The organism is Dethiothermospora halolimnae (assembly GCF_037577855.1).
Taxonomy (GTDB): domain Bacteria; phylum Bacillota; class Clostridia; order Tissierellales; family VENL01; genus Dethiothermospora; species Dethiothermospora halolimnae.
Window position 1 is genome coordinate 24,308 of sequence record NZ_JBAKFX010000010.1, and the last position, 25,710, is coordinate 50,017.

21 protein-coding genes are annotated in these 25,710 nt (G+C 30.3%); 14 read left to right on the forward strand and 7 right to left on the reverse strand.

Annotated features, from left to right (window positions below; translation table 11 throughout):
• The first annotated feature begins 178 nt into the window (after positions 1–178).
• The 4 genes from V6137_RS06245 to V6137_RS06260 all read left to right on the forward strand — a co-directional run bounded on the left by V6137_RS06245 (position 179) and on the right by V6137_RS06260 (position 3,991).
• Positions 179–1,420 carry an NAD(P)/FAD-dependent oxidoreductase gene (locus V6137_RS06245; protein WP_425447037.1) on the forward strand — a complete coding sequence of 414 codons (1,242 nt, stop codon included), beginning with the start codon at positions 179–181 and terminating at the stop codon, positions 1,418–1,420.
• Positions 1,421–1,485: 65 nt separating this feature from the next.
• Complete coding sequence (locus tag V6137_RS06250; RefSeq protein ID WP_425447038.1) at positions 1,486–2,658, forward strand: MalY/PatB family protein; 1,173 nt, start codon at positions 1,486–1,488, stop codon at positions 2,656–2,658.
• A gap of 96 nt (positions 2,659–2,754) precedes the next feature.
• Positions 2,755–3,561 (forward strand): GTP diphosphokinase, encoded by an 807-nt coding sequence (gene yjbM / locus V6137_RS06255; protein ID WP_425447039.1) that lies wholly within the window; start codon positions 2,755–2,757, stop codon positions 3,559–3,561.
• A 94-nt stretch (positions 3,562–3,655) separates the two neighbouring features.
• Positions 3,656–3,991: a carboxymuconolactone decarboxylase family protein gene (locus V6137_RS06260; protein WP_425447040.1), complete on the forward strand. Its 336-nt coding sequence runs from the start codon at positions 3,656–3,658 to the stop codon at positions 3,989–3,991.
• Positions 3,992–4,203: 212 nt separating this feature from the next.
• Here V6137_RS06260 and V6137_RS06265 read toward each other — a convergent pair whose 3' ends face one another.
• Both V6137_RS06265 and V6137_RS06270 read right to left on the reverse strand, forming a co-directional pair.
• Positions 4,204–5,964, reverse strand: a complete 1,761-nt coding sequence (locus V6137_RS06265) for a flavin monoamine oxidase family protein (RefSeq protein WP_425447041.1) — start codon at positions 5,962–5,964, stop codon at positions 4,204–4,206.
• Positions 5,965–6,108: 144 nt separating this feature from the next.
• The gene (locus V6137_RS06270) at positions 6,109–7,251 is read right to left on the reverse strand and encodes a TolC family protein (protein ID WP_425447042.1); all 1,143 of its coding nucleotides are present in this window, start codon (positions 7,249–7,251) and stop codon (positions 6,109–6,111) included.
• A 283-nt stretch (positions 7,252–7,534) separates the two neighbouring features.
• Here V6137_RS06270 and V6137_RS06275 point away from each other — a divergent pair, with 283 nt between their 5' ends.
• The 5 genes from V6137_RS06275 to V6137_RS06295 all read left to right on the forward strand — a co-directional run bounded on the left by V6137_RS06275 (position 7,535) and on the right by V6137_RS06295 (position 12,699).
• Positions 7,535–8,356: a carbohydrate ABC transporter permease gene (locus V6137_RS06275; protein WP_425447043.1), complete on the forward strand. Its 822-nt coding sequence runs from the start codon at positions 7,535–7,537 to the stop codon at positions 8,354–8,356.
• Position 8,357: 1 nt separating this feature from the next.
• On the forward strand, positions 8,358–9,173 hold the full coding sequence (locus V6137_RS06280; RefSeq protein WP_425447044.1) for a carbohydrate ABC transporter permease: 816 nt from the start codon (positions 8,358–8,360) through the stop codon (positions 9,171–9,173).
• Positions 9,173–10,474, forward strand: coding sequence for an efflux RND transporter periplasmic adaptor subunit (locus V6137_RS06285; protein ID WP_425447045.1), 1,302 nt, complete (start codon positions 9,173–9,175; stop codon positions 10,472–10,474). The genes V6137_RS06280 and V6137_RS06285 overlap by 1 nt, the downstream gene beginning before the upstream one ends.
• Positions 10,465–11,508, forward strand: coding sequence for an ABC transporter permease (locus tag V6137_RS06290; protein WP_425447046.1), 1,044 nt, complete (start codon positions 10,465–10,467; stop codon positions 11,506–11,508). The genes V6137_RS06285 and V6137_RS06290 overlap by 10 nt, the downstream gene beginning before the upstream one ends.
• A gap of 81 nt (positions 11,509–11,589) precedes the next feature.
• On the forward strand, positions 11,590–12,699 hold the full coding sequence (locus tag V6137_RS06295; RefSeq protein ID WP_425447047.1) for an ABC transporter ATP-binding protein: 1,110 nt from the start codon (positions 11,590–11,592) through the stop codon (positions 12,697–12,699).
• A gap of 90 nt (positions 12,700–12,789) precedes the next feature.
• On the opposite strand, the gene V6137_RS06300 is transcribed toward V6137_RS06295, so the two are convergent.
• The 3 genes from V6137_RS06300 to V6137_RS06310 all read right to left on the reverse strand — a co-directional run bounded on the left by V6137_RS06300 (position 12,790) and on the right by V6137_RS06310 (position 20,154).
• Positions 12,790–13,836, reverse strand: a complete 1,047-nt coding sequence (locus V6137_RS06300) for a flavodoxin family protein (protein WP_425447048.1) — start codon at positions 13,834–13,836, stop codon at positions 12,790–12,792.
• On the reverse strand, positions 13,833–15,074 hold the full coding sequence (locus tag V6137_RS06305) for a lactate/malate family dehydrogenase (RefSeq protein WP_425447049.1): 1,242 nt from the start codon (positions 15,072–15,074) through the stop codon (positions 13,833–13,835). The genes V6137_RS06300 and V6137_RS06305 overlap by 4 nt, the downstream gene beginning before the upstream one ends.
• A 199-nt stretch (positions 15,075–15,273) precedes the next feature.
• Positions 15,274–20,154 (reverse strand): nicotinate-nicotinamide nucleotide adenylyltransferase, encoded by a 4,881-nt coding sequence (locus V6137_RS06310; protein ID WP_425447050.1) that lies wholly within the window; start codon positions 20,152–20,154, stop codon positions 15,274–15,276.
• 227 nt (positions 20,155–20,381) lie between these two features.
• On the opposite strand from V6137_RS06310, the gene V6137_RS06315 reads away from it, so the two are divergent.
• Together V6137_RS06315 and V6137_RS06320 are read left to right on the forward strand one after the other, a co-directional pair.
• On the forward strand, positions 20,382–20,894 hold the full coding sequence (locus V6137_RS06315; protein WP_425447051.1) for a putative signal transducing protein: 513 nt from the start codon (positions 20,382–20,384) through the stop codon (positions 20,892–20,894).
• A gap of 33 nt (positions 20,895–20,927) precedes the next feature.
• Positions 20,928–21,743: a metallophosphoesterase gene (locus V6137_RS06320; protein ID WP_425447052.1), complete on the forward strand. Its 816-nt coding sequence runs from the start codon at positions 20,928–20,930 to the stop codon at positions 21,741–21,743.
• 129 nt (positions 21,744–21,872) lie between these two features.
• On the opposite strand, the gene uppS is transcribed toward V6137_RS06320, so the two are convergent.
• Together uppS and V6137_RS06330 are read right to left on the reverse strand one after the other, a co-directional pair.
• Entirely contained in the window at positions 21,873–22,511 is a 639-nt protein-coding gene (gene uppS, locus V6137_RS06325; RefSeq protein WP_425447053.1) for a polyprenyl diphosphate synthase, read from the reverse strand.
• A 276-nt stretch (positions 22,512–22,787) separates the two neighbouring features.
• A complete protein-coding gene (locus tag V6137_RS06330; protein WP_425447054.1) occupies positions 22,788–23,168 on the reverse strand; it encodes a PspC domain-containing protein in 381 nt (126 codons plus the stop codon).
• A 143-nt stretch (positions 23,169–23,311) separates the two neighbouring features.
• Between V6137_RS06330 and V6137_RS06335 the strand changes: the two genes are divergently transcribed.
• The 3 genes from V6137_RS06335 to V6137_RS06345 all read left to right on the forward strand — a co-directional run bounded on the left by V6137_RS06335 (position 23,312) and on the right by V6137_RS06345 (position 25,704).
• Positions 23,312–23,488: a hypothetical protein gene (locus V6137_RS06335; protein ID WP_425447055.1), complete on the forward strand. Its 177-nt coding sequence runs from the start codon at positions 23,312–23,314 to the stop codon at positions 23,486–23,488.
• Positions 23,489–23,640: 152 nt separating this feature from the next.
• The gene (gene pdhA, locus V6137_RS06340; RefSeq protein ID WP_425447056.1) at positions 23,641–24,726 is read left to right on the forward strand and encodes a pyruvate dehydrogenase (acetyl-transferring) E1 component subunit alpha; all 1,086 of its coding nucleotides are present in this window, start codon (positions 23,641–23,643) and stop codon (positions 24,724–24,726) included.
• Complete coding sequence (locus V6137_RS06345) at positions 24,727–25,704, forward strand: alpha-ketoacid dehydrogenase subunit beta (protein WP_425447057.1); 978 nt, start codon at positions 24,727–24,729, stop codon at positions 25,702–25,704.
• Positions 25,705–25,710: the final 6 nt, after the last annotated feature.

A 25,710-nucleotide genomic window follows, 5' to 3' on the forward strand; every position in this document is an offset into this window, starting at 1 on the left:
TTGATGGAATCACCAATTTCCTGCGCTCTGTATTTTGTATTTTACACAGAATAAAGGCCTTTGGATTAAAGGATTTGTAACTAAAATGTAGAAGTATTTATAATAACACAAATAATATTGAATATAATTTTATAGAATACGGAAACTAGTAAGGAAAAAATTATATGGAGGAATAAAGATGAAACTAGTTTCTGGAGATACTGTTTGGACAAAAGTCAATAGAATACCTAAAAAATATACTTACTTAAGTGAAAATATAAGCTGTGATGTAGTTATAATAGGGGGAGGTATTACAGGGGCCATATGTGGATATTATTTTGCTAAGGCTGGAATTGATGCTGTTATTTTAGAGAAAAACATTATAGGATACGGTAGCACCAGTGGCTCCACATCAATATTACAGTACGAAATAGATACAGATTTAGTAGGACTTAGCACCATGATTGGACAAGATAATGGAGTTAGGGCCTTCAAATTATGTGAAAAAGCAGTATATGATATAGGAAATATTATAGAAGAATTAGATGATAATTGTGATTTCACTTATGGAGACTGTTTATATTATTCCAATAAAAAATTTGATAAAGAGTCATTAGAAAGGGAATATAAACTAAGGAAGGAACATGGGTTTGATGTTGAGTTTATAGATAAAAACAAGGGGGAAAAAATGTTTTCCTTTCCAATAGAAGGGGGTATCTATTCAAGAAGGGGGGCTGGAGAGATAGACCCTTATAGATTTACCCATAGTCTAATTTCTAAATCCATTGAAAGGGGGCTAAGGGTATTTGAAAATACCGAGGTATCGGATATAAATAACTTAGATGATGGAGTAATAGTTACAACAAAAAATAAATTTAAAATAAATGCTAAAAAGGCTATTATAGCCACTGGTTTTGAAGCTAGAAACTATATAACAGAAGAGATAGTAACCTTATATAGAACCTTTACACTGGCTACTAGACCTGTTAACAATATAAATGGATGGCACAACAAATGTATTATTAGGGACACAGAGGACTCATACAATTATATAAGACCAACCGTTGATGATAGGATACTGATAGGTGGAGAAGACATAGAGATAAAGAAGAGAAATAGTAAAATAGCAAGTTTATCCCATAAAGATCCCCTATCCATAGAAAAGTATAATATTTTAGAAGAGAGATTAAAAGGGATGTTTTCGGATATAAAAGATATTAGTATAGAGTATAAATTTAGTGGCATATTTGGGGAAACCTACGATGGACTTCCCTATATTGGAGAATATAAAAAAATGCCAAATTGTTATTTTTGCTTAGGCTATGGTGCCAATGGAATACTATATGCTATCCTAGGAGGTCAGTTGCTGAGGGATATGTATTTAGGGAATCCTTCAAAGGATTTAGACTTATTTAAATTTGGTAGAGAAAGTACTAAGTAGAGGGTAAATAATTAGTTGGGGGATTGAGAATCCCCCAACAACGATAATAAAAGGGGGAATTTAAAATGAAATATAATTTTGATGAAGTTGTAGATAGGATGGGAACCAATTCTATCAAATGGGATGGAATGGACAGGGTATATAGTAGAGATGATATCCTACCATTATGGGTTGCAGACATGGATTTTAAAGCCCCAAAACCGGTAATAGATGCTTTAATAGATAGGGCAAAGCATGGAATATATGGATACAGTTTTAGGCCAGACTCATATTATGAAGCCATAGTAGATTGGATCCATAAAAGACATGGATGGAAGATAGAAAAGGATTGGATAGAATTTAGTCCAGGTATAGTACCAGCTATTAATATTGCTGTTATGACCTATACTGAACCGGGGGATAAGATAATAGTCCAAAACCCCGTTTATTATCCATTCTTTTCTGCTGTTGAAAATAATAATAGGGAACTTTTATATAACCAATTAAGATTAAAAGACGGTAAATATTTCATTGACTTTGATGATTTAGAAAAAAAGATAAAATCAGGTGCAAAGATGTTAATATTATGTAGTCCAAGTAATCCCACAGGAAGGGTATGGACAAAGGATGAATTAGAAAGATTGGGAAAACTATGTACTGATAATAATGTATTAATAGTAAGTGACGAAATACATTCAGATATAGTATATAAAGAACATAAACATATACCTATTGCTTCTATTTCTAGGGAATTATTAAATAATACTATTACCTGTATGGCTCCAAGTAAAACCTTTAATATAGCAGGTCTAAGTACATCAGAAATAATTATACCTAATAAAAAGTTAAGGAAGAAATTTAACAAAGAAATAGAAAGAATTCACGTAGGTATGACCAATGTATTTGGGATAGAAGCTTTAGAGGCAGCATATAGGGAAGGTGAAGAGTGGTTAGATCAGCTACTTATATATTTACAAGAAAATGTTGATTTTATTAAAGAATATATAGCTAATAACATTCCCAAAATAGAGGTTGTAGATCCAGAGGGGACATATTTGATATGGTTAGATTGTAGAGGGTTAGGAATGAATAATAGGCAGTTAAAAAGATTTATGATAGAAGAAGCCAAGGTAGGATTAAATGATGGACCTGTTTTTCGACAAGGTGGAGAAGGCTTTCAAAGGATAAATATAGGTTGTCCTAGAAGTATATTAAAAGAGGGGTTAGAAAGAATTGAAAAAGCAGTTAAGAAATTATAATTAAATTTTAGTTAATTATTACAAAGGAATATTTTGTATTGATGTAGAATAGGTTCAATGATGGTTATAATTATTGGATAGGAGGTCAAATAACACATGATGCAAGATTGGAAACAGATCCTAATCCCATATGAGCAAGCAGTGGAAGAATTAAAAGTAAAGTTTAAAAGTATAAGAAATGAATGTAGGAGGTTAGATGAATATTCACCTATAGAGTTTGTTACAGGTAGAGTTAAAAAGATATCTAGTATAATTGAGAAGGCAAAAAAGCGACAGGTTAAATTAGAGGATATAGAGGAGAAAATAGAGGATATAGCAGGTATTAGAATAATGTGTCAATTTGTTGAAGATATAGATACAGTTGTTGGACTTATAAGAGATAGAAATGGAAAAGATCTAAAAATAGTTGAGGAAAGAGACTATATAACTAATATAAAGGAAAGTGGATATAGAAGTTATCATGTAATAATTAGATATACTGTACATACCGCATTTGGAGAAAGGGAAATATTGTCAGAAATTCAGATTAGAACTTTAGCAATGAACTTTTGGGCAACAATTGAACATTCTTTAAATTATAAATTTAAACAGGACTTACCTAAACATGTAAAGATTAAGCTAAAAAATGCTGCAGAGGCTGCATTTAAACTAGATAAGGAAATGTCTGAGATAAGGGATGACATAATGGAAGCTCAAGAGATATTTCAAGCTAAGTCCAGTTTAGTACATGAAATATTAGAAAAAATACAGGAACTATACTTTTGGGGCAATATAAACAACATTGAGGAAATAAGACAGGAGTTTTTCAAGTTACACGAAGAAGGGAATTTTAATAAATTAAAACAGTTTAATAAAAAACTAGATAGATTAAAAGAAGAATATAATGTTAGAACTATACTTTAACTATTATACCCAACAAATTGTACTTAAGGTACAACTTGTTGGGTATAATACATTTATATAGGAAAAATTAATATCATGGAAGGGAGAGATTTTAATGGATATCATAGAAAATAATTTAAAGTACTTAATAGAAAAGCATGGAGACATATATGAAGCTTATGAAAACTATGGGAAAATGGTTCACCATAAAGGTGGTCCATTGGATGAAAAAACTAGATGGCTTATTAAAGTGGCAACATCGGCATCATGTCATCATCATTATGCCCTAAGAACCCATATAAGAAAAGCAATAAAAGTAGGATGTAGCAGGGAAGAGGTAGAACATGTATTACTACTGGTAGCCCCAACAGCAGGCTTTCCAAGTCTAATGGAAAGTCTACTTAGTCTAAGGGAAGAGTTGGATCACCAGAAAGAAGAAGATTTAAAGTAGGTTAAAATAGAATTACATTTTACAATGAACTGGAAAGTGTTTATATAGTTGAGAATTGAGAATTGACAGTGGACAGTTAAGGTACAAATCGACTTTCGTCGATTTAATACATAATATTTTACTGAACAAAATGAGTAAAAACACCTTAAATTGTCAATTATCCACTGTCAATTGTCAACTGTATAAGTAGATTCGAATTCATTTGTAGGTACTTAAATCCCACGATGTATCTTCGCTACCCTTGCAATATTATTAGCTGCTTTCATACCAGTTTGAAAGGCTCCATTCATCCAGCCATGGGCACTGGATAGGTGTTCCCCTGCAAAGAAAACTTTATTATTGTATTCAGGTAGACTCATAACATATGAAAATAACCTTTTTTGTTCTGGTCTAAAATAACTGAATCCACCAAGGGACCAAGGTTCTTGATTCCAATTTAGAGTAACAAAGTCTTCAACTATCCTGTCTAAATAATTTCTAGGTAATCCGTGAACTTGTTCAACCTGTCTTTTAATTTTTTCAAATGCCATATTATCATATAGATTACCGACTCTTATGGCATCAGATGTAAAGTTATATGATGCAGTAATAACTCCAGGGTTCAATGGAGAACAATCATCTTTAAGTCGTCGGCTATATTTATTATTATTAGTAACACAATAACCATGATCCGATGGATACCATATTGAAGATATAGGCATATCAGTGAAGGAGCCACCACCTATAATACGTTCATTCGGGCTCCCTTCCTCCCAAAACCGTCTATTACATAAAAAAAGAGTCTTTTGGGCAGCAGAATAACCCACTTCTTTAATGGCTTGCATTTTACTGTTTCTAAATAGGGGATATATCTCTATATTTCTAAGGGTGGAGAAGGGATTTGCACATATTATATAATCAAATTTTTCATATAAATGTTTAGCCATATGTCTATTTTTATATTTTAATATAACAGTATTATCTTCTTTTGAATCATATATACCATCTATCCATGTACCGGTTAATACCTTTACATCACCTAGATTATGATAAGGAATATTTTCATACTCTTTAGGAGCAGGATTAATAAGGGAATTATAAATAGCCAGTGGTATATTAACCATCCCCCCAATAACTTCATATAAAAAGGTAAATAAAAGGGGATTACTTTCTTGTAATACTTCTATAAAACTATAATAGAAAAAGGAACCGGTAAAAGGAGATAAATTAGCTAGTAGTGTAATAGCAGATTGGCTTAGTCCGGACATTTCCATTACTTGACGTATATTATGATAATCCCAATAATTAATAAGATAACTATATTTAGGATGGACTTTTAATAGCTGTGTTCTTACTTCTGGACTCATATTTAATAATGGTGTTTCTAAAGCATAGTCTAGTAATTCGGTCCAAGGGGTATTTCTTTCCCATTTTCTAAGGTTATATTTAGGATATATTTTTTCCATAACATTTTTACCTTCAGCATCATTTCTTACTCGAACATTATTCAAATAAAGAAATCCATTTTCATTATCCTGTATATATGGTCTAGTATTTAGATTAAATAGATTGATATAATGCCAACTGGATTCATGGGTTACCGGGATCCGCATAGCACCCAGTTCTCCATAGAGATCCTTTTTTTTATCAAAATAATAGGTAAAAATTCTCCCCCCTATGCGATCCTCTAATGCTTCAAAGACAGTAATATCAAATCCAAGTTTTCTTAATTCAAAGGCAGAGGACAGTCCTGCTACACCGCCACCTATTATACCGACTTTAATATTTTTAAATTCTCCAGGATTGGCAATGGTGGTTATATCGGGAGGAGATGATAAAAGTCTTATAATATTATCAAAATCTCCAGGTCTACCGGCTAAAGTAAGGGCATATTTTGCAAGGGCATATCTTTCTGAATCGGTGGGATTATCTATTTGAGGCGGTGGTAATCCAGGATCAGAGGGTACATATGAAGGTTGATCATCTCTAAACATATAAAAGTTCCTCCTCTTTTAAAAAATCAGTATCCACATATAATATATATGTTTAGATATTTATGAATAGAAATAAAATTTAATTTTTCCACTGAAACTTATAATTTAAAATTAAAAATGAGCCCCTTTAAAGAAGCTCATTTTCTATGGTAGTTGATTTTTACCGATACCAATACTATATTTAAAATCTAATAATGCTAAATTATACTTATATATTTGTTCTGCCAAATCTTTTTTTGCATTCATAAAATCTATTCTAGCCTTTGTAATATCATTTGGAGTAGATTCACCTACTTTATATCCTAGCTCTGCTAACTCTAAGTTTTTCTCAGCTTTTTGGACATTTAATCTATAGCGGTCTATATGTTTTTTAGATGATATTAATCTTAAGTAGGAGGACCTTATTTCCATTTTCACATCTACTTTGGCTTTTTCTAAATCAGATTTTATTTCTTCTGTAATGACAAGTTGTTTTTGATAATTGCTATTTTCTTTTGGATATCTTGCATCAATAGATACTAGCATCCTTCTTTCTACTTCGTATTTTTCTTCATATAGTTTAATTATAGGTTTCATTTCTAATGCTTTTTTTATCTCATCATCAATCTTATAGATTAAATGCATATTATACTCTATTTTATCAGTTAAAACTATATTTTGGGTTAATGGAATGCCTAGTATTTTATTAAAATCTAGTTTAGTTAAATTATATTTTAAAAGGGATTCATTGTATTTAGATTCTGCTGTGGATAATGATAGCTCCATTGATAATAGTTGTTGGTGAGAAATCTTTCCCAAATCAAACTTTTTCTTACTTTGTTCATATTGCTTTTTAGATAGTTCAAGGTTCTCCTTAGATATATTTAAATTCTTTTTAGATTGTAATAGGTCATAATAATATTTTTCCACGTTATACTTTATTTCATTTTCCCTTAAAGCTTTATTCCATTTTGATTTCTTTAAAGCCAGATCTGCATTTTTCTTTATCAAACCATTAGTAAACTTTTTTCTTTCAATATAGGGCATCCATTTTTTATCATAGGGAGACATTTTATTAAACTTATCTATTTTCTTCATTTCTTCATCGTAAGTAACTTTAGACTTTTTTATGTCGGCTTCGTGGACTTTTAAATCTTTATTATTTTTTATTGCATATTCAATAGCTTGTTTTAAACTTAACTCTAAAGTTTTTGGTAATTCTGTAGTTTTAGTATCATCAATGGCAAAGGAAGGCAATGATGATACTAAAAGTAATAAACATATTGTAAAAATAATAATTTTTTTCATGGTGTACCTCCATTTTTTATTTTGAAAAGGTGAAGATATTTATTAAAATGATTATAACATAAAACAGTAATATTGTAAATTTAAAACATTGTTTGAAGAAAGATATAATCAAGGTGCTAAATAAGAAGGAATATCAAAAAGAAATATGAATTTTATGTAAAAAAATTGTTTCGATAACTTAAAAATGTTATAATATAATCATATATACAGTTAATTACAACTAATGTTGTATTATCATTAATAATAATATATTTGTATTAGGTTAAATGAAAGGGGGACCATAGTGAAAATTATAAAAAAGTTTAGAGGTTATTTCTTTATACTTCCCAGTTTAATAGGATTTTCTATTCTTTATTTAATTCCCTTTATAGGAGGTATGAGATACTCGGTAAGTAAAAGTGGATTTGATGATACCTTTGTTGGGGTAGAGAATTATAAAAATGTATTTATAAGTGATGCCTTTAGGTTAGCACTTAAAAATACAGGGATATTTATGATTATATCTATACCACTTATAATAATAATATCCTTTGTAATCGCATTATTTTTATATGAAGTAAAGATGCCAAAGTGGGTAAAGTTGTTTATCATAATACCAATAGCTATACCATCGGCTTCATCGGTGGGTTTTTTTAGGAAGCTTTTTGGATTTGGAGCCTTTAATATCTTAAACACGGAGTTTGCCATGTTAGGGGTTATACTAATATTTATATGGAAAAATACAGGATACAATCTAATAATATATTTGGCAGGATTTACACAAATAGATAAGTCGGTGATTGAAGCCTCAGAGATAGATGGGGCAAATTATTTACAGAAACTAAAGCATGTAATAATACCACTTTTGACACCCACAACAGTATTTGTTGGGATAGTAACCATAATTAATTCATTTAAAGTATTTAAAGATGTTTATATACTTCAAGGTAGTTATCCTAATCCCAACATATATATGCTACAACATTATATGAATAATAAATTTAGAGATCTTCAGTATGAAAAGCTTACATCGGCGGCATATGTATTTGCCATAGTCATATTCTTATTTGCATTGTTATTATTCTATATGGATAAAAGACATGCTAGAAAAGTAGGTGATAATTGATATGAAAAGATTATTAATATTTATAATTATTGTTATAGCTTTGATGTATATATATCCCATAATATTCACTTTTACCAATTCTTTTATGACAGAGGGACAAATAGTAAAATCTGATATAGAGTTAATACCCCAAGAATTTAATCTACAACAGTATTATTCCATAATAACGGAAAAGGCAGAATACTTTAAGTTTTTCTTAAACTCTGTAAAACTTACCGCTATAATTATAATTGGGCAAATAATAATAGGCATTTTGGCGGCATATGCCTTTGCCAAGATTAACTTTAAAGGAAGGGATATAATATTTGCAATTTACATAATGGCTGTATTACTTCCATTTCAGGTAACATTAGTTCCCAATTATTTAATATTTGATAAGATAGATAGGATATTAAATATTCAGATACTAGATACCCATTTATCAATAATATTACCTGGGATATTTTCCTCTTTTGGAGTATTTTTATTAAGACAGTTTATACGGGGAATACCAGATGAAGTAATAGAAGCAGCTAGAATTGATGGTGCAGGTTATGGAAGAATATTGTTTAAAATAATATTACCATTATTGAAGCCAGCAATATTTTCATTAGTCATATTAACATTTATAGATAATTGGAATTTAATAGAACAGGCTATTATATTTATAGATACACCTAAAAAGTTACCATTGTCTGTATTTTTAGATAGTATATATCATGAGGATCACGGTGTATTTTTTGCAGGGTCTGTACTTTATATAATACCTGCTATTATTATTTTTATAAAGGGAGAAAAATATCTTAAAGAAGGCCTTATAGTGGGGGGATCTAAATAATGGAGAGTAAAGTATTGAAAAAAACACGAAATGTTATTATAGGTTTTTTTGCATTAGTATTTATAATGGGTTTTTTCTCAAAAACTATTATAAACTTATTTTTACCTAAAGTTAAAGTTGTATCAGCAGAGGAAACATCTGTAAAAAGATCAATAGAAGTGAATGGAGAAATAAAACCAAAGGAGACCCTAAAGGTAAGACTTCCCGGTAGTGTGATAGTTGGAGAGTATTTTAAAGAAGAAGGAGAAGCAGTTAAAAAGGGAGAGGAAGTTTTCAAGATAAATACAGGATATGGAGTAAAGAATCAATATAAAGACATAAGTACACTAAGCTCCCAGTTACATAGCAAAAATTTAGAACTTAAAAAAATAAATGAAAATAATTATATTGTTGATGAAAAAAATATGGACTTACTTAAGGCTAAATTGGAAGACTTAAATAATACATTAAAGGAACAGAGGGAACTATATGAAGCAGGTGCTATAAGTAAATCTAAAGTCGAGGAAGTAAAAAAGGATATAGAGAAAACTAATAAGGAAATAGATATAAAGAAGGCTGAGATAGAAGAGAAAAAGAAAGAAGCCCAGATTAAGAAGGCAAAATTACAGGGTGAGATTGCAGAAATACAGAGGGAAATGGGTAAAGTTGGGAAAATGGGGACTTTTTATTCTAATGTAGACAATAAAGGGATTTACTATTCTGAGGTAGATGGGATAGTAATGTCTGTTAATAATTTAGAGTCCATATTACCCCAGGATGAAGTAATAGTAGAAATAGCCAAAGTTGAAGATAATAATTCCCTAAAATTTGTTGGAAAAATAGATGAAGAAGATTATGAATTTGTAAGGGGAGCTATGTTTTTAGATGTATTGGATGATAGTAATAAAACGAAATATCGTGTTCAATTAACAAAGTTTCAGAAGATTGTAAAGGATGGAAAAGTAAATATAGAAGGTAAATTTCAAAAGGACATAGAAGAGGAATTAATTGTTGGAAAGAAATTAAAATCAAGGGCAGTTAAACGCTATAGCTTCCAGGGAGAATATAACACAGTACCTAAGTCGGCGGTGGTACCCTCTGGAAAGTTTGAAAAAGGCGAAAAGGGTATAGTCTATATGGTTGAGGAGAAAGAAGGTATATTAGGGAAGGAATATAGGGCAAAAAAAGTAGATGTAGAGATAATTGCAGTTGGGAATGATAAAGTTATATTAGAGGGACTTTCTGGATATGATGATCCAAAGATAATAACCAATCTTTCCTATAAAATTACAGATGGAGTGAAGGTATTTTTATGGAATTAAAAAAGATAATTATATGTATATTAATTATAATCCTTTGTTTCACAGGACAACTATATTTAAAAAGCATATATAATCCCAATGTATCGGAGCTACATTTTAGAGGACATATAACAAGGGAAGAGATATTAGAGTTAGATAAAGAGCTTAAAAGTAAGACATATAATATAAATTATGAGAGTCACTATGAAAATTATAATCTAATTATGACCACTGGAAAAGACATGAAGATAAAAAAGCTTAATATATTACAGGGAAACTATAATATAGATAATAAAGTAAAGACAGCGGTAATAGGAGATAAAGTTGCAGATCACTTTTTTAAGCAAATAAATGGTGTTAATAGGGAGATAACAATAAATGATAGAAAATATATAGTTAAGGGAATAATCAAAGACAGTAAAGACCTTTATATCCCATATGATGAAGATTTAACTAAATTAAATTGGAGAAAAAAAGTCATTAACTATATTTCCACAGAAGAGGATAGAAGATATTATTTAGAAATAGAAAAACTTCAAACTAAATTGAAATCTATGGAGATAGATGTTTTTGATACCATAGTCTATAGGGAGAAAATAAATGGATATATGAATGTAATTGTATTAGTATTACTATATATATTGTTATCTTTATTAGTAAAATTAGTTAAGGTTATTAGGATAAAGCTAAATATAATAATAGAGGGATATAAGAAAGAGAAAAGGATTATCACCTGGTATGAATATGTTTGGAGTAATAAGGTGAAAGTTTCAAAAGCATTAGGGAAAATAATTATAGCTATGATACTAGCTTGGGGTGTATATAAAATAGTTCCTAAGCTACAAATACCCCCTAATATAATTCCCGACAACTTATTCTCCCTATTTAGTTATATAAGGTTAATTAAATTAAATTATAATAAATTTATTCTCCACTTAACCAATGGTTATAGTGATATTTTAGTGGATTCTATAAAATTAAATATTACATTTATAATAATATCTATTGCAAGTATATTAATCTATAAAAGAATAAGAAAGAAAAGGGCTATTTAGAAAGTTTTTTAGATGTTGTTGGGGGATTTATAATCCTTCAACCAACAGTTAAAAACCGTTAACACAAGAGGGGGGAAGAATATGGCTAAAGTAACATTTAACAAAATTTCCAAAGTTTATCCTGGGAATGTTAAAGCTGTGAAGGACTTCACATTTAAAATAGAAGATAAAGAGTTTGTGGTTTTTGTAGGACCATCGGGATGTGGTAAATCTACGACATTAAGAATGGTAGCTGGTCTTGAGGAAATAACTGGAGGGAAGCTTCATATAGATGATAAATTGGTAAATGAAGTACCACCTAAGAAAAGGGATATAGCCATGGTTTTTCAAAATTATGCCTTATATCCCCATATGTCCGTATATGATAATATGGCTTTTGGACTAAAGTTAAGGAAAGTAAAGAAGATTGAAATTAATAAAAGGGTAGAAGAGGCTGCTAAAATACTTGGCATAGAAGAGTTATTAAATAGAAAACCAAAGGCATTATCGGGAGGCCAGAGGCAGAGGGTTGCCCTTGGTAGAGCAATAGTAAGGGAGCCAAAGGTTTTCTTGATGGATGAGCCACTATCAAATCTCGATGCAAAACTAAGGGTTCAAATGAGAACAGAGATAGTAAAGTTACATAAAAGGCTTCAAACTACTTTTATATATGTAACCCATGATCAGACCGAGGCCATGACTATGGGTGATAGAATAGTAGTTATGAAGGACGGTATAATGCAGCAGGCTGATGCACCCCAAAAGGTATATCAGCAACCCGCTAATATGTTTGTGGCAGGCTTCATAGGTAGTCCACAAATGAACTTTATAGACGTTGAAGTAACAAGTGAAGATGATAATTATTATTTAACCTTTGGAACAATGAAGATTAGATTACCAGAAGATAAAGGAAAGATAATTAATGAAAAAGATGATTGTAAAAAAATAGCTGTTATGGGTATAAGACCTGAAAATATATATAATAGAGAAAGCAAATTAGAACAATATAAAGACACCTTAATAACTGGAATAGTAGAAGTAAAAGAAATGTTAGGGTCTGAAACTTATTTATATGTAAATGTAGAAGGAAATAGCATAATAGCAAGGGTTGATAGAGGTAATGATTTAAACCATGGTGATAACATAAATCTAGTAATAGATCCTGAAAAGCTACATCTTTTTGATAAGGAAAGTGGAGTGACGATTTTTTAAATGAAATAGTTAAGCTATATACAAGGGCTCAATATATTGAGCCCTTATATATTTTAACAAAGTATATTTAGATAGAATAATTATCTTTTCTTACTTTTTGATTTCATTTTTTAGATTTTCAGCAAATTCTTCTGCCTTTTTTTCAATATTATTAACATCAAAAATGGCATCTTTGTCATTTGCAGTGGCCATTATAGAAAATTTAGGTGGTAATCTAAAGGTCTTATTTATATTTAAAGCACTAATAAGTTGTTTAGCTATTGTGTCGCTACCGGAGTTCCCTGATACAATAATGCCAAATAATGATTTATCATAAAATTTAGTTTTTCTAAATAATGCAGTAAGTCTATTAATTACAGCAGTAAGATTTGCAGAAATTGCATCATTATAGTTTGGACATATCCAGATAACAGCATCTGCATCTAAAACAGCAGGATATACTTCTTCGACCATAATACCACCATAGAAACAACTGGTTTGCTCTCCATAGTGTTTACAAGTGGTATAAGGGCAGCCTTTACAGTCCCTAACTGTACCATTTTCTATATGTATTTCCCTTATATTAAAGTTTGAAAGATGTTTATGAACCATATCCCAAAGCATAATTGAATTTGATGTTTTTCTATTACTGGAATGTAAAACAAGTATATTTGGATTCTTAATTAATTTAGGGCTATCGGTTCTTATTTTATTTCCTAATCTTTTGGAAGCTTCTATGGCAACATCCTCTAAGGGTTTTTTTATTACTTTTTGTAAAGTTAAAAAGTTTCTTAAGGAACCAGTGGCTTCCACAAGGGGTCTGCCAGGGAACCTACATCCTAAACTATTTAGATGGAGTATTGTATTTTGGGCAACTGTTTTAGTATATAAGTCATTTGGACTATGTATTAAGACTCCTGCTATAGCGCCTTCTAATGTATCTTCTCCCCTATTATTTAATTCTGTTAAAATACTTGACAAATTAATACAAAAGCCAGCTTCATTAAGTTCTATGGCAAATATAATTCTTTTGTGTTTTAGATTTGGCAGATTATTATCCTTTATAATGATATGATTTTCACCTTCTATAGCGGCATCTATCATATTAGAAAGGATAGATGATGGTTCCTCTGGAACAATGACATATAATTCATTCATATTATTTCACCTAACCTTTTATATGTGTTTTCGATCTTATTAAATAATACATCTGGAAGGGCTAACCTTTCAATTTCAATACCAGAGTTATTAAGTCTATTTTTGGCTCCCATAAAGATTCCTCCCATATAGGTTGCGCTATAATTCCACTTCCCTTTAATGGTATCTATAATAGATAGGGCACCGGAAGATAGAGCAGGAGCTATATAGGGTTTATATCCAGTATCTCTAACGGCTAAATTAGCTTCTTTAGCGCTTTTAGTAAGGTAACTACTTAACTCTTCATTATAATTTGTTATACTATCAGCTATTATTAGTCCTTCTCCATGGGGACCGAAAGCTCTTCCTTCCTTTAAATAGTGACAAGTTTTATTGTCTTTTTTAGCATAATAGGAGGCCCTAGCATTCATAACCCCAAGTCCATAACCCCTAATTTGCTCTGGAGCTAATCCATTTAAGTCTAAAGTTCCACTTTCATCCTTATTACTCTCCAGCAAGGCTACCTTAGACAATAGATCCACTGGGTCAGATACCACTGCAAATATTCCTTTAAAGCTGTTATCCCTTGCTAATTTAGCATATTCCCTTATTATATTAGAGTTGTTTTCAAATTGAATCATTCTTACATCTTTAACGTTACTACCAACTTTAGGAACACCTTTAGAAGCGCAGAAGACAAACATATCACAGTCGAATAAATTATCTTTAGATATACCAATAACCTCTGGATATTCTCTATCAGTAAAAGGAGGTAATACTTGATTTAATTCATACTCCCATCTTTTTATCTTGTTTTCATTTCTTGAATATATACCTATCTTATCTATTAAATCATACCCTGTTAGTCTAAGACCCATAAGAAGGGTACTGCCAACATCTCCAATACCTATTAAATTAATATTCCATTTCTTTGGTTTATCAAAAGGTAAGGCATTTTCCCAGTTTGGGTAATTGGTATTTATAAATGTAATTTCCCTATCGTCTATCTTATTTAAAATCCAATTAGGTAAATTTTCATTAATAGAATTTTTTCTTAATAAGTTAATGTCTTCCCTTTCTAAGAAAAGTAGAGAAGGATCCGAAATACTAAAGCTTCTACGAGACTTATAAGGATCAAGTTTACCTAAAAAATATATAATACCTTTATGGTTTTTAACTTCCTCTTCAGTTATATTTTTTAAATTATTATATTCTTCAAGAGAGAAAAGGTAGTTATTATTATGCTTATAAAAAAACATTTTATCACCCCTGTTTAATGTAGTTGACAATTGACAGTGGATAATTGAGAGTCGAAGGTGATTTTACTCACTTTGTTCGTAAAATATTATATTTAAATCGGCTTTAGCCGATTTATACCTTAACTGTCAATTGTCAATCGTCCATTGTCAATTGAATTTTAACCTCTGCACAGAACAAGCACCAAAGGTGTTTTTGTTCTTATTTTTTAATAATACTTTCGATGCGTTTTAAATGTTCCAAATCATTTTTCAAGTACTCAGATGCCTTTAAATTTAAATCATAATCTATACTTTTGCCATGGTCGGGACATCTAGGAGAAATAAAAGCTTCACCTAAATGTTTTAAAGTAAGGTTTCTTTCATGGGTTTCCCTATACTCTTTTTCTATGGTACCTAAAATATCTATGGAATTTTTAATACAGGTTTCCGATAACTGATAAATAGCTTCATTGGAAGTCTCTTTAATAAATGTTGGAGAGGCATAGGGTAAAACAAAGTTAACCGATGGTAATAGGTTTCTCTCAGGATAGAAGCCTCTCCAAACCGTATCTCCTCCAATAAAGGGATATAGGGAGTTTTCATTAAACCATACTTTAAGATTAGGTATAAAGTAGGCACTATCCACATCCCTATCTTGTATATCCATTAACTCTTTACCTCTACCACTTAATATACCCACTATAATCTTTTTAACATCTATATTTTCTTCCTTTATTAAAGGGTCGATAGCTTTAACTCTATAACCTTTATTTAATAAGTCATCGACTAATATAACAGATCTACTAAATGAATGTATCATTCTAATTTGATTTTTAAGACTCATATAGTAAGGGAATGGTCCTATATCAAATTTTTCAATATCTGGTGTAAATCTTTTTTCAGTATGCATAGATTTAGTGACTGTATTAGGAACGATATTTCCATTTAAGATAGAACCAAAGGGCACACACATATATGGCCCTAACTTTCTAGGTGAAGACTGTATAATAGGAACATCATTGGTTTCACATATTTTTTCCACTAGCTTTTCATAAAGTACATCCCTGTCAAAAGACAGTATAAGCTGTCCAGGATATAATTTAGTTAAGGCTCTTTGTAATCTTTTCCTTGACCTTAGAATGGATTTTCTTACGTTTTTATTATTTCTAAAGGGTTCTTTTATTATTGATTCTAAGTCAAGGTTTAGAGTACATGGGTTACTCATACTTACTACGAAAACAGGATTATTTTTATTTCCGTAGGGTAGCTGTTCAAAACCCTGTAGTTTTAATGTTTCTTGTAACGAAGGTCTAGAATATTCATCTAAAGAATTATAATAAATAGCATAATTATAATCCCTGGCTAGACAAAAGGATAAAGTTTCAGTTAATACTATTTGATATAAATTATTTATATTTGATGTATCATCAATAAAAACACCATCTAAAACAATAATTCTTCCCACGGCCTTTTCCCTAACATATTCCGATACATTATGATCATGAAACTGTTTAAAGAGCATACTTGATCTTACCCAATGGAAGGCTGAAAAACCTAGTATCTTTCCATGGTTGTTAATATCCCTTATAATTAAAAACCTAGGACTTAGTTTAGATTTTAACTTTTTTAACTTAACAAAGGCTTCATTGGGGTTATCAAAAAAGTTTTCCGATAGATGATTTATTAAACTATCATCTATATCGTCTATTATCTTTATATCTATTGACTTAGTTTGAATTATAGACTTATATTGGGGCTCTCTTCTATATATTCCGTACTTATAAATATAACTTTGGGCTAGAGGGTCAATTAGTTCAGTAATGTCCCTATTTTTATCTATATTACTTCTAATCTGAGTAGAACTAATATCTTCATACTGGGTTGGTAATGTTAACCTCACAATATTTTTATTAAGTTCTGTTATGGCTTTATTAAGCTCTTCATTATCATCTGGGGAAGAATAGGTTTTCTTTCTTTCAAAAATAATATGGGAAAAGTTATGAATTGAATACTCTTCCTTAGGAATTTTATAACATGATGCATTTAATATAACATCACTGCCCACCACGATATGGATATCTTTATGATTAAAGCTTTCCTTAAGATTTTTTAAATCATCGGGATTAGCGATATTTATAGGTATATCCTGGGGATACAAATAGATATTTAATTCATCTGCGATGGACATCTCTATTATCTTTCTTCTTAGTATGTGGGGCTGAGTCCGTTTAGACCATGAAAACTCATCGACTGCTAAATAAACTTCAAAGCCTTTGTCCCTTATAGCCCTAGCTATTTGCTTATGACCCAATGAAAAAGGGTCAAAGGTTCCAGGGAAAAATGCTATTTTTTTGTTTTTATCCAACTTGATTTTATCTTGAAAAAAAGTATAATCTGATATAAATCTATATATATGATTTAATGATGCTGCATTATTTAAAAATAACAACTCATTTTCTTCAATCCCAGGTAATAGATTAAGAATCTTTTTTGCAACTAATTTAAATATTACATTTTTTTGTTTTAGTGTTAATTCTTTAGAACCAAAGATTTCCTTACCTATTATTCTAAAAGCTTTTTGTCTAACCTGAGTATCATAACTAACTAAACCGTTTAATAAAATACCCAACATTTTTATTTGTCTTTTAGCATATATGTCTTCTTCCTCTTTAAATAATATTTTATATTTAGGATAAAATTGTATTGCTATACCTATGGTTTTTAATACTAAAAAATTAATTTGTCTATTAGAATGTTTAATCTTATCGGTGAAATCATCTAATAGTTCATCTAATTCTTTAGGTTGTAGGTATAATATTAGTTGACCTAGATAATAGGGAATATATTTTGTAAAGTGATACCCCTGTATTTCTAGAGCCCTTAGTAACTCTATAGTAACATCATTTCGTTGATCCAATGGTAAAATAGGAAACATTTTTACAAGGGCATCTCCAGCATGATTTCTAACATTTTCTATGGCACTTACTTTAATTAGATTACAAAAATGCATGGCTGTATGAAGTCCATTTATGTCTGGGTTGTTTATAATCTTATCAAGTAATAATTCAATATGAATTTTTTTGCTGACCCAGTTGGTGGCACTCTTTAGATTTTTTAAGAAGATATCTGATGTTTTATCATTATCATCTTTGAAGAATTTTAGGTACTTATTTAATATATCCTTATTTAGATTTAATTTCTTTGCTATTTTATAATTAAGAAAATTTTCCGCTGCGATAGGAGACTTAGTTACTTTATTAGAAAAAATCTCTCTTAATTTATCAGTGAAAGAAAACTCTTTATTTATTCTAAATAGCAAACTATGGGTTCTTTCTAAAGCAGAAAGTCTAATATTTACACTTTCACTTTGTATCATTTTGATAAAGAAATTATATAGACTTTCTATAGATTTATCTATTAGAGTAATAGAAGGTATATATTTGGCAGTTTGTAATAAGTAAAATTGAACGTCTTCATCCTCAGGGTCTTCATAATATCTTAATAATATGTCACGATACTTTTTCCGTTGGTCTTTATTACAATGGGAACATAAAGACAGTATTAAAATTCTTAAACTATATCCAATCCATTTTCTATGACCTTCTATTATTTTATGGTCTGGATATAGCATAAGATTTATATATTTGTCCAATAAGTCATAACTGGTTGTATCAGATGGTTTTAAAGTTACATCTGGGGGAACCTCTTTTCTATATTCTTCATCAAATGTGGCGATAAGTATACCCATAAGTTCTGCACTTTGTTTTCTTATATCGTCTTCTTTATTCATTAAAAGATCATATAAAAAATTTAATGTTATTAATTTTTGACTTTGGGTTAAATGGGTTGAATACTCCTCTAAGATATTTAGATATCCCCTTAATTTCTTCCAATCATTTTCACTTCTTGCCAGCTCTAAAATGGAACTCAATGATGAATCTGTTCTTAATTTATGCATAAGGTTTATATTATGATTAACCGATAAATATTTAATGTTTTCAATAATTTCTTCATTTTGCATAAGGGAAGTATGTTTTCTTTGTTGTATGGGATTGGTTTTTTTGTTAATATCAACACTTACACCAATATCTAACATATAGTTTTCAAAGTCCCTTAGCTTTGCATAAACTCTACGATATCTTTTTTCCTTAGCATCATCCACATTATCTAATTTATTTAGGATAATATTAAAAGACTCTTCTAAGGAATATATATGCATTTCCTTTTTACCATTAATTTTTCTATTTTTAACCCTAAAATCTGAATAAATAAGAACCAATGATTCGATTGATAAATTTTCAAGTTCTAAGTCCCAAGTAGAATGGTTGGTAGCTATATGACCTATATAGGGAATGTTATATTTTTTAAACCATAAATCAGTATAATAATAGTGAAGATAAGGGACTCTTTTTAACTCTTTTCCTTTACAACCGTATTTACCAATATCATGACCTGCAGCAGCTCCAGAAACTCTACTTAAATCTATTGGTAAACCAAAATAATTAAGTTGTCTAGCTATATGCATGGCAACATACTGAACACCACTTATGTGGTCAATAGAGTTATGACCAGTAACTTCTCTATGTAGTTTCATCATTTCATAAACATAATTTTCATTAAATATTTTTTTGAACTTTCTATACTCATACATACCTTCAAACTTCTTATATTCCTTTTCTTTTAATAAAACTAAGGGATATTTTAAAGTTTTAGATTTATTTATATCTTTCTTTTCGAAATCTAATATAATTGTTAAAATTTGAAGATATATTATAGCCCCCTTATTTAAATCTTCATCTAATTTGATCTCTACCGCTTCAGGGAAGGATTTATTTAGTGTAAATTGATAGGTATAATATATCCAATCCTTGGGAGGTTCTTTTTTTGTAACATCATATAATAGATTTTTACATAAAGTCAATACCGATTTACAGCTGTAATCATGATTAGTTACTATTAACTCTAAATTAGTTAAGAATGAAACGTTTTCAAGATGTCTTTCAATAAGCTCTTCACTTAAAGAAATCCAGCTTAAAAAAGACTTATCTAGCAGTGTTGATGATATTTTTTTGTAAATTTTTGAAGGTGTTAAATTTCTCATTAATTTCCTCCTTTTATTTATGATTTCAACTATATATTTACCCTATTTTAGATAAATAATTAATTTAATTAGAGAGACTGTATATTAACTGTCATTTAAATATTATCACTCTAGGATATAATCAGTAAAGGTAATATTATAAACTTAGAGATTATATATAAATTCAAAATTTCTTTAAAATATGATATTATATAGGTAAATAAATGTATTTATAGGAGATGATAACTATGCCTTGGTGCCCCAATTGTAAATCAGAGTATAGAGAGGGCTTTGATAAATGTAATGATTGCGGAGAGAAGTTAGTGGATGAAATTAAAGAAGATAATGAAATTAAAGAAAGAATAGATGACAAGGTAGCTCTTCTTATGAATGTAAGGGACCATAGGGAGGCAGATATTATAGAAAGTTTATTAAAAGAAGAAGGAATATTACTTTTCCAAAGGCACAAAGCCATAGGGGACTATATGAAGGTTTATATGGGAAGTTCAAAGTTTGGTCTAGATTTATTTGTATTGTCTAAGGATTTAGATAGGGCTAAAGAGATTGTTGGAAATGTTAGGGATACTAGATTAGAGGATTTAGATATTGATAATAATGTAGAAGGGTATGCTGAAGAATATGAAGATTTAGAAGTAAAGAGAGAGAAACAACGGAATGTATTTAGAGTATTAATAATAATACCTATAATATTTATTTTAATATTAACATTATTAGCTCGAGTATTAGATTGGTTTTATTAATATTATATTTATTAAAAGTAAAGGAGAAAAGATGTGATAAAAAGAAAAATTTTATTTTTATTAGGAGTTATACTTTTAATATTAGGATATATTTATTATCAAGTTAATTATACTAAAGTTGAGAAAACAAATGTAACATCCAATAAATTTGCAACAGATGATAAGATGAAAATATTGCAAATATCAGATGTTCATAATAAAAGAATAAAAAAAGATAGTAAATTAATGTCAACTATAAAAAATCTAGATGCAGATATTATTGTAATAACTGGAGACTTAATTGATAGAGAAACTAAGGATTTTGAAAATGTTTATGAGTTTGTTTATAATCTTAAGAATATAAACCCAAATATATATTATATTCCAGGAAACCACGAATGGACAAACAGAAACACTGAGAAGTTTATGACGGGATTAAAAAAAACCAATATTAATATTTTAATCAATGATAATAAAAAAATAACCATAGATAATAGAACAATAAATATTTGTGGTATAGATGATCCCTATTTAAATCGAGATAATTTAAAGATGGCATTAAAAGGCATAAATAAAAATTATTTTACCTTATTATTGTCCCATTCACCTGATATAGTTTTTGGGAAAAAAGACATACCCGTAGATTTAATCCTCAGCGGTCATACCCATGGTGGTCAAGTGAGATTTCCATTTATAGGCCCCATAGTAGCTCCAGGACAAGGTTTTTTTCCTAAATATGATAAGGGGTTATTTGAAGTAGGGAGTAGTAATATATATATTGATAGTGGATTAGGAAATAGCGTATTACCAATAAGATTTCTAAACAGAAGTCAAGTGAGTTTAATCGAGATATATGGAACAAGGGAATAAGATATTGTGTAAGAAATAAATATACTCAGAGAGAAGTTTAAGCACCGCAGGTGCTCCTGAATTTTAATTAACAATTAACAATTTATAATTAACAATTCAAAAATGGCCATGTGTTTCGGCCATTTTTGTCTACCCTCCCAAAGTTATATCCTGCTTGTCATACCACTTAAGGGCTTCATAAAAATGTTCATCCTTAAAGTCTGGCCAGTAATCTTCTATTACATAGAAGTCAGAGTAAACAGATTGAACTGGCAAAAAGCCACTTAATCTTCTGCGACCACCCCATCTTATAATTAAATCTACCATCGACACATCATTAGATTTTAATACTTTATGTAAATCCTTTTGGGAAGTGGCGCCACTGGAACTACCTAAATCCCATGTCCATCCATAATTAACTAAAAAGTTTACCCTTATTCCCCCATTTCCAATGGTCCTTCTTTCAGTATAGGGTATAAGTTCCTTTGGGAACATAGGAGAACTTGTATCTCCAATTACTAATAAAGAAGCATCTTCATTATTTATCATTTCCACAGCATCTATACAAGCCTTAGTAAATGACTTAATTTGGTTAATTGGTCTTTTAGTATTATCCATGGTGAAACCATAGTATGTAACTTCGTTTACTCCCGTATCTTTACAAAGTCTAAATAACTGAATACCAGGGTCCAGTCCCTTATTATAGCCTTTTTCCTTGGAAAGTCCATTATTTAAAGCCCAACGTCTATTGCCATCAGGGATTATTCCCACATGTTTAGGTATTCTCAAAAAGATCACCCCTTAAAATTGCTATTATGTAGTATAACCCCAGGTAGTTACTATAATTCATAATTTTTAACTGTTTATCTATATTATTATTTTAGGGAATGAATTTTCAACTGATTATTTAAATTGACAATTGACATTTGATAGTTGACAATGAAGGTAATTTTACTCGCTTTGCTCGTAAAATATTATATTACAAATCAGCTTCAGCTGATTTGTACCTTAATTGTCAAATGGCCATTGTCAATTGTCAATTTAAAAAAATAAGAAGTACCTTCCTTATCTTTTTTTCAAAATAATATAAAATCCTCCAACAATCAAAAGAACTGGCCAAATATCAAAGAAAGAAAACCAAAAAACGAATCTTTTGATTATTATAAGTAACCCTATAACAATAAGTACACCACCCAATAATAGAGTGTTTTGATTATCATAATTATTAGAGCTGGTATCATAGCTAAAATCGTCATGGATATTATGTTTTTCAGGGATAAATATTAAACATATTATATATCCTACAACACCTAAAAAGAAATTACCTAAAGTTAATAGTGCCCAAAATATTCTGACAAAAGTTGAGTCAATATTGAAGTATTCAGAAATACCACCACATACTCCACCAATCATTTTATCTCTACTAGACCTAAAAATTTTTTTCATAAAAATTACCTCCCTTCCATCTATATAGTTATTTTATCAAAAAAAACTTATATTTGAAATTTGATTATATATTTTTTTTTGAGGAATACTATTTTTGATTGATTAAGTATGGATAATATAATATTTGTTAGGGAGGACTAATAATGACAGAAAAATATGTTGTTAGAACCGATGAAAAAATAACCAACCCAATGTCTAGGGAAGAGGCAATAAAAATGGTAAAGGATTATGATAAACAAGGGATATCTGCTTATATAGTATCGGAGGATGAAGGAGAAAGATTAAAAAATAGTAAATTTAATGTTCCTAAGTGGGAATAAAACCCTGTGATTATTTTATCATAGGGTTTCTTGCTAAAGTTTTAGTATTTAAAAATGCACTTTCTTATTAAATTTTGTTATGTAAAAAAAATACTGGGTATATAAAAGATAAATAGTAATTGATAAGTATTCTCAATGAAGGAGGTTACAAAATGCTTATAGACAAATTTGATCCACTAAAAGAAGAAATGTTAAAGATTTTAGATGAAAATGGTGACATTATAGATGAAAATTTAGTACCAGAAATAACAGATGACAAATTAATTGAATTATATAAGACTATGCTACTTACAAGAGTAACCGATATAAGGGCACTTAAATACCAAAGGCAGGGTAGAATGTTAACCTATGCACCTAATCAAGGTCAGGAAGCTACCCAAGTGGGCTCCATAGCACCGTCGGAAAAGAAAGATTGGTTAGTACCTGCCTTTAGGGAAATGGGAGCATGGTTATATAAAGGAGTACCTCTAGAACAAGTATTTTTATATTGGTATGGAAATGAAGAAGGAAGTAATTATCCTGAAGATGTAAAAATGCTTCCAGTATCGGTTCCCATAGCTTCCCAACTAAATCATGCCGTTGGCATAGGAATGGCAACAAATATTAAAGGGGAAGACGAAGTAACAGTGGCATATGTTGGGGACGGTGGAACATCCCAAGGGGAGTTTTCAGAGGCTTTAAATTTTGCTGCGGTATTTAATACTCCAACGGTATTTGTTATATCCAACAACCAATTTGCAATATCAGTTCCAAGGAAGTCTCAGACTAAGGCAAAAACATTAGCTCAAAAAGCAGTTGCATATGAAATACCTGGAATTCAAGTTGATGGTAATGACATATTAGCGGTATATGCCGCATCAAAGGAAGCTATAGATAGGGCAAGAAGGGGAGAAGGACCTACATTAATTGAAGCAGTAACCTACAGATTAGGACCCCATACCACATCGGATGACCCAACTATATATAGGGAAGATAAAGAAGTGGAAGAATGGAAGGCTAAAGATCCATTGGTAAGGTTTAAAAAGTATCTTATAAATAAAGGAATATGGAGTGAAGAGAAAGACAAGGAGCAATATGAAGAGTATGAAGAATATGTTAATAATACATTTAAAAAAGTAGAAAATTCCGGTGAAATAGATCTAGAAGATATATTTAAATATCAATATGAAGAAATGACACCTAATTTAATAGAACAGTATGAAGATCATAAGACCTTTGTAGAAAGGGGAGTGAAATAAATGCCAGTTTTAAATAATATTCAAGCTATAACCCATGCCCTTGATATAGAGATGGAGAGGGATGAAAGTGTAGTAGTATATGGTGAAGATGTAGGTTTTGAAGGTGGAGTTTTTAGAGCCACAATGGGTTTACAAAAAAAGTATGGTGATAAACGTTGCTTTGATACTCCCTTGGCTGAAGCTGGTATAGTAGGTTCAGCAGTAGGGATGGCAATAAACGGAATGAAGCCAGTTGTCGAAATGCAGTTTCAAGGGTTTGTATTACCTGCATTAAATCAAATACTAGGCCATGTTGCTAGATTTAGAAATAGAACCAGAGGTAAATATAATTTACCAATGGTAATAAGGATGCCCTATGGCGGAGGAGTAAGAGCTTTAGAACATCATTCAGAAAGTATAGAAGATATGTTTGCTCAAACCCCAGGGTTAAAGGTGGTAATACCATCTACCCCCTATGACACTAAAGGATTATTACTGGCTGCAATAAGGGATCCAGACCCGGTTATATTCTTAGAACCAAAAAGAATATATAGAGCATTTAAACAGGAAGTACCAGAGGAAGACTATACATTGCCAATAGGCAAGGCAAGGATTGTAAAAGAAGGAGAAGATATAACGGTAGTTACTTGGGGAGCTCTAGTTAGGGAAACTCAAAAAGCAATCAAAGATTTAGAAGATAAGGGAGTTAGTGTTGAGTTAATAGACTTAAGAACCATTTCTCCTCTAGATAAAGAGACTATAATAGAATCGGTTCAAAAAACAGGAAGATTTTTAGTAGTACATGAAGCCTTTAAGTCCTTTGGACCAGGAGCAGAGCTAATATCCGTTGTAAATGAAGGAGCATTTTTATACTTAGAAGCTCCTCCAACTCGACTTACAGGATTTGATGTTACGGTACCCCTTCCAAAGGGAGAACATCATTTTATTATTACACCGGAAAGAATAAAGGAAAAGATAACAGAGGTAGTTGAATTTTAAGCGGAG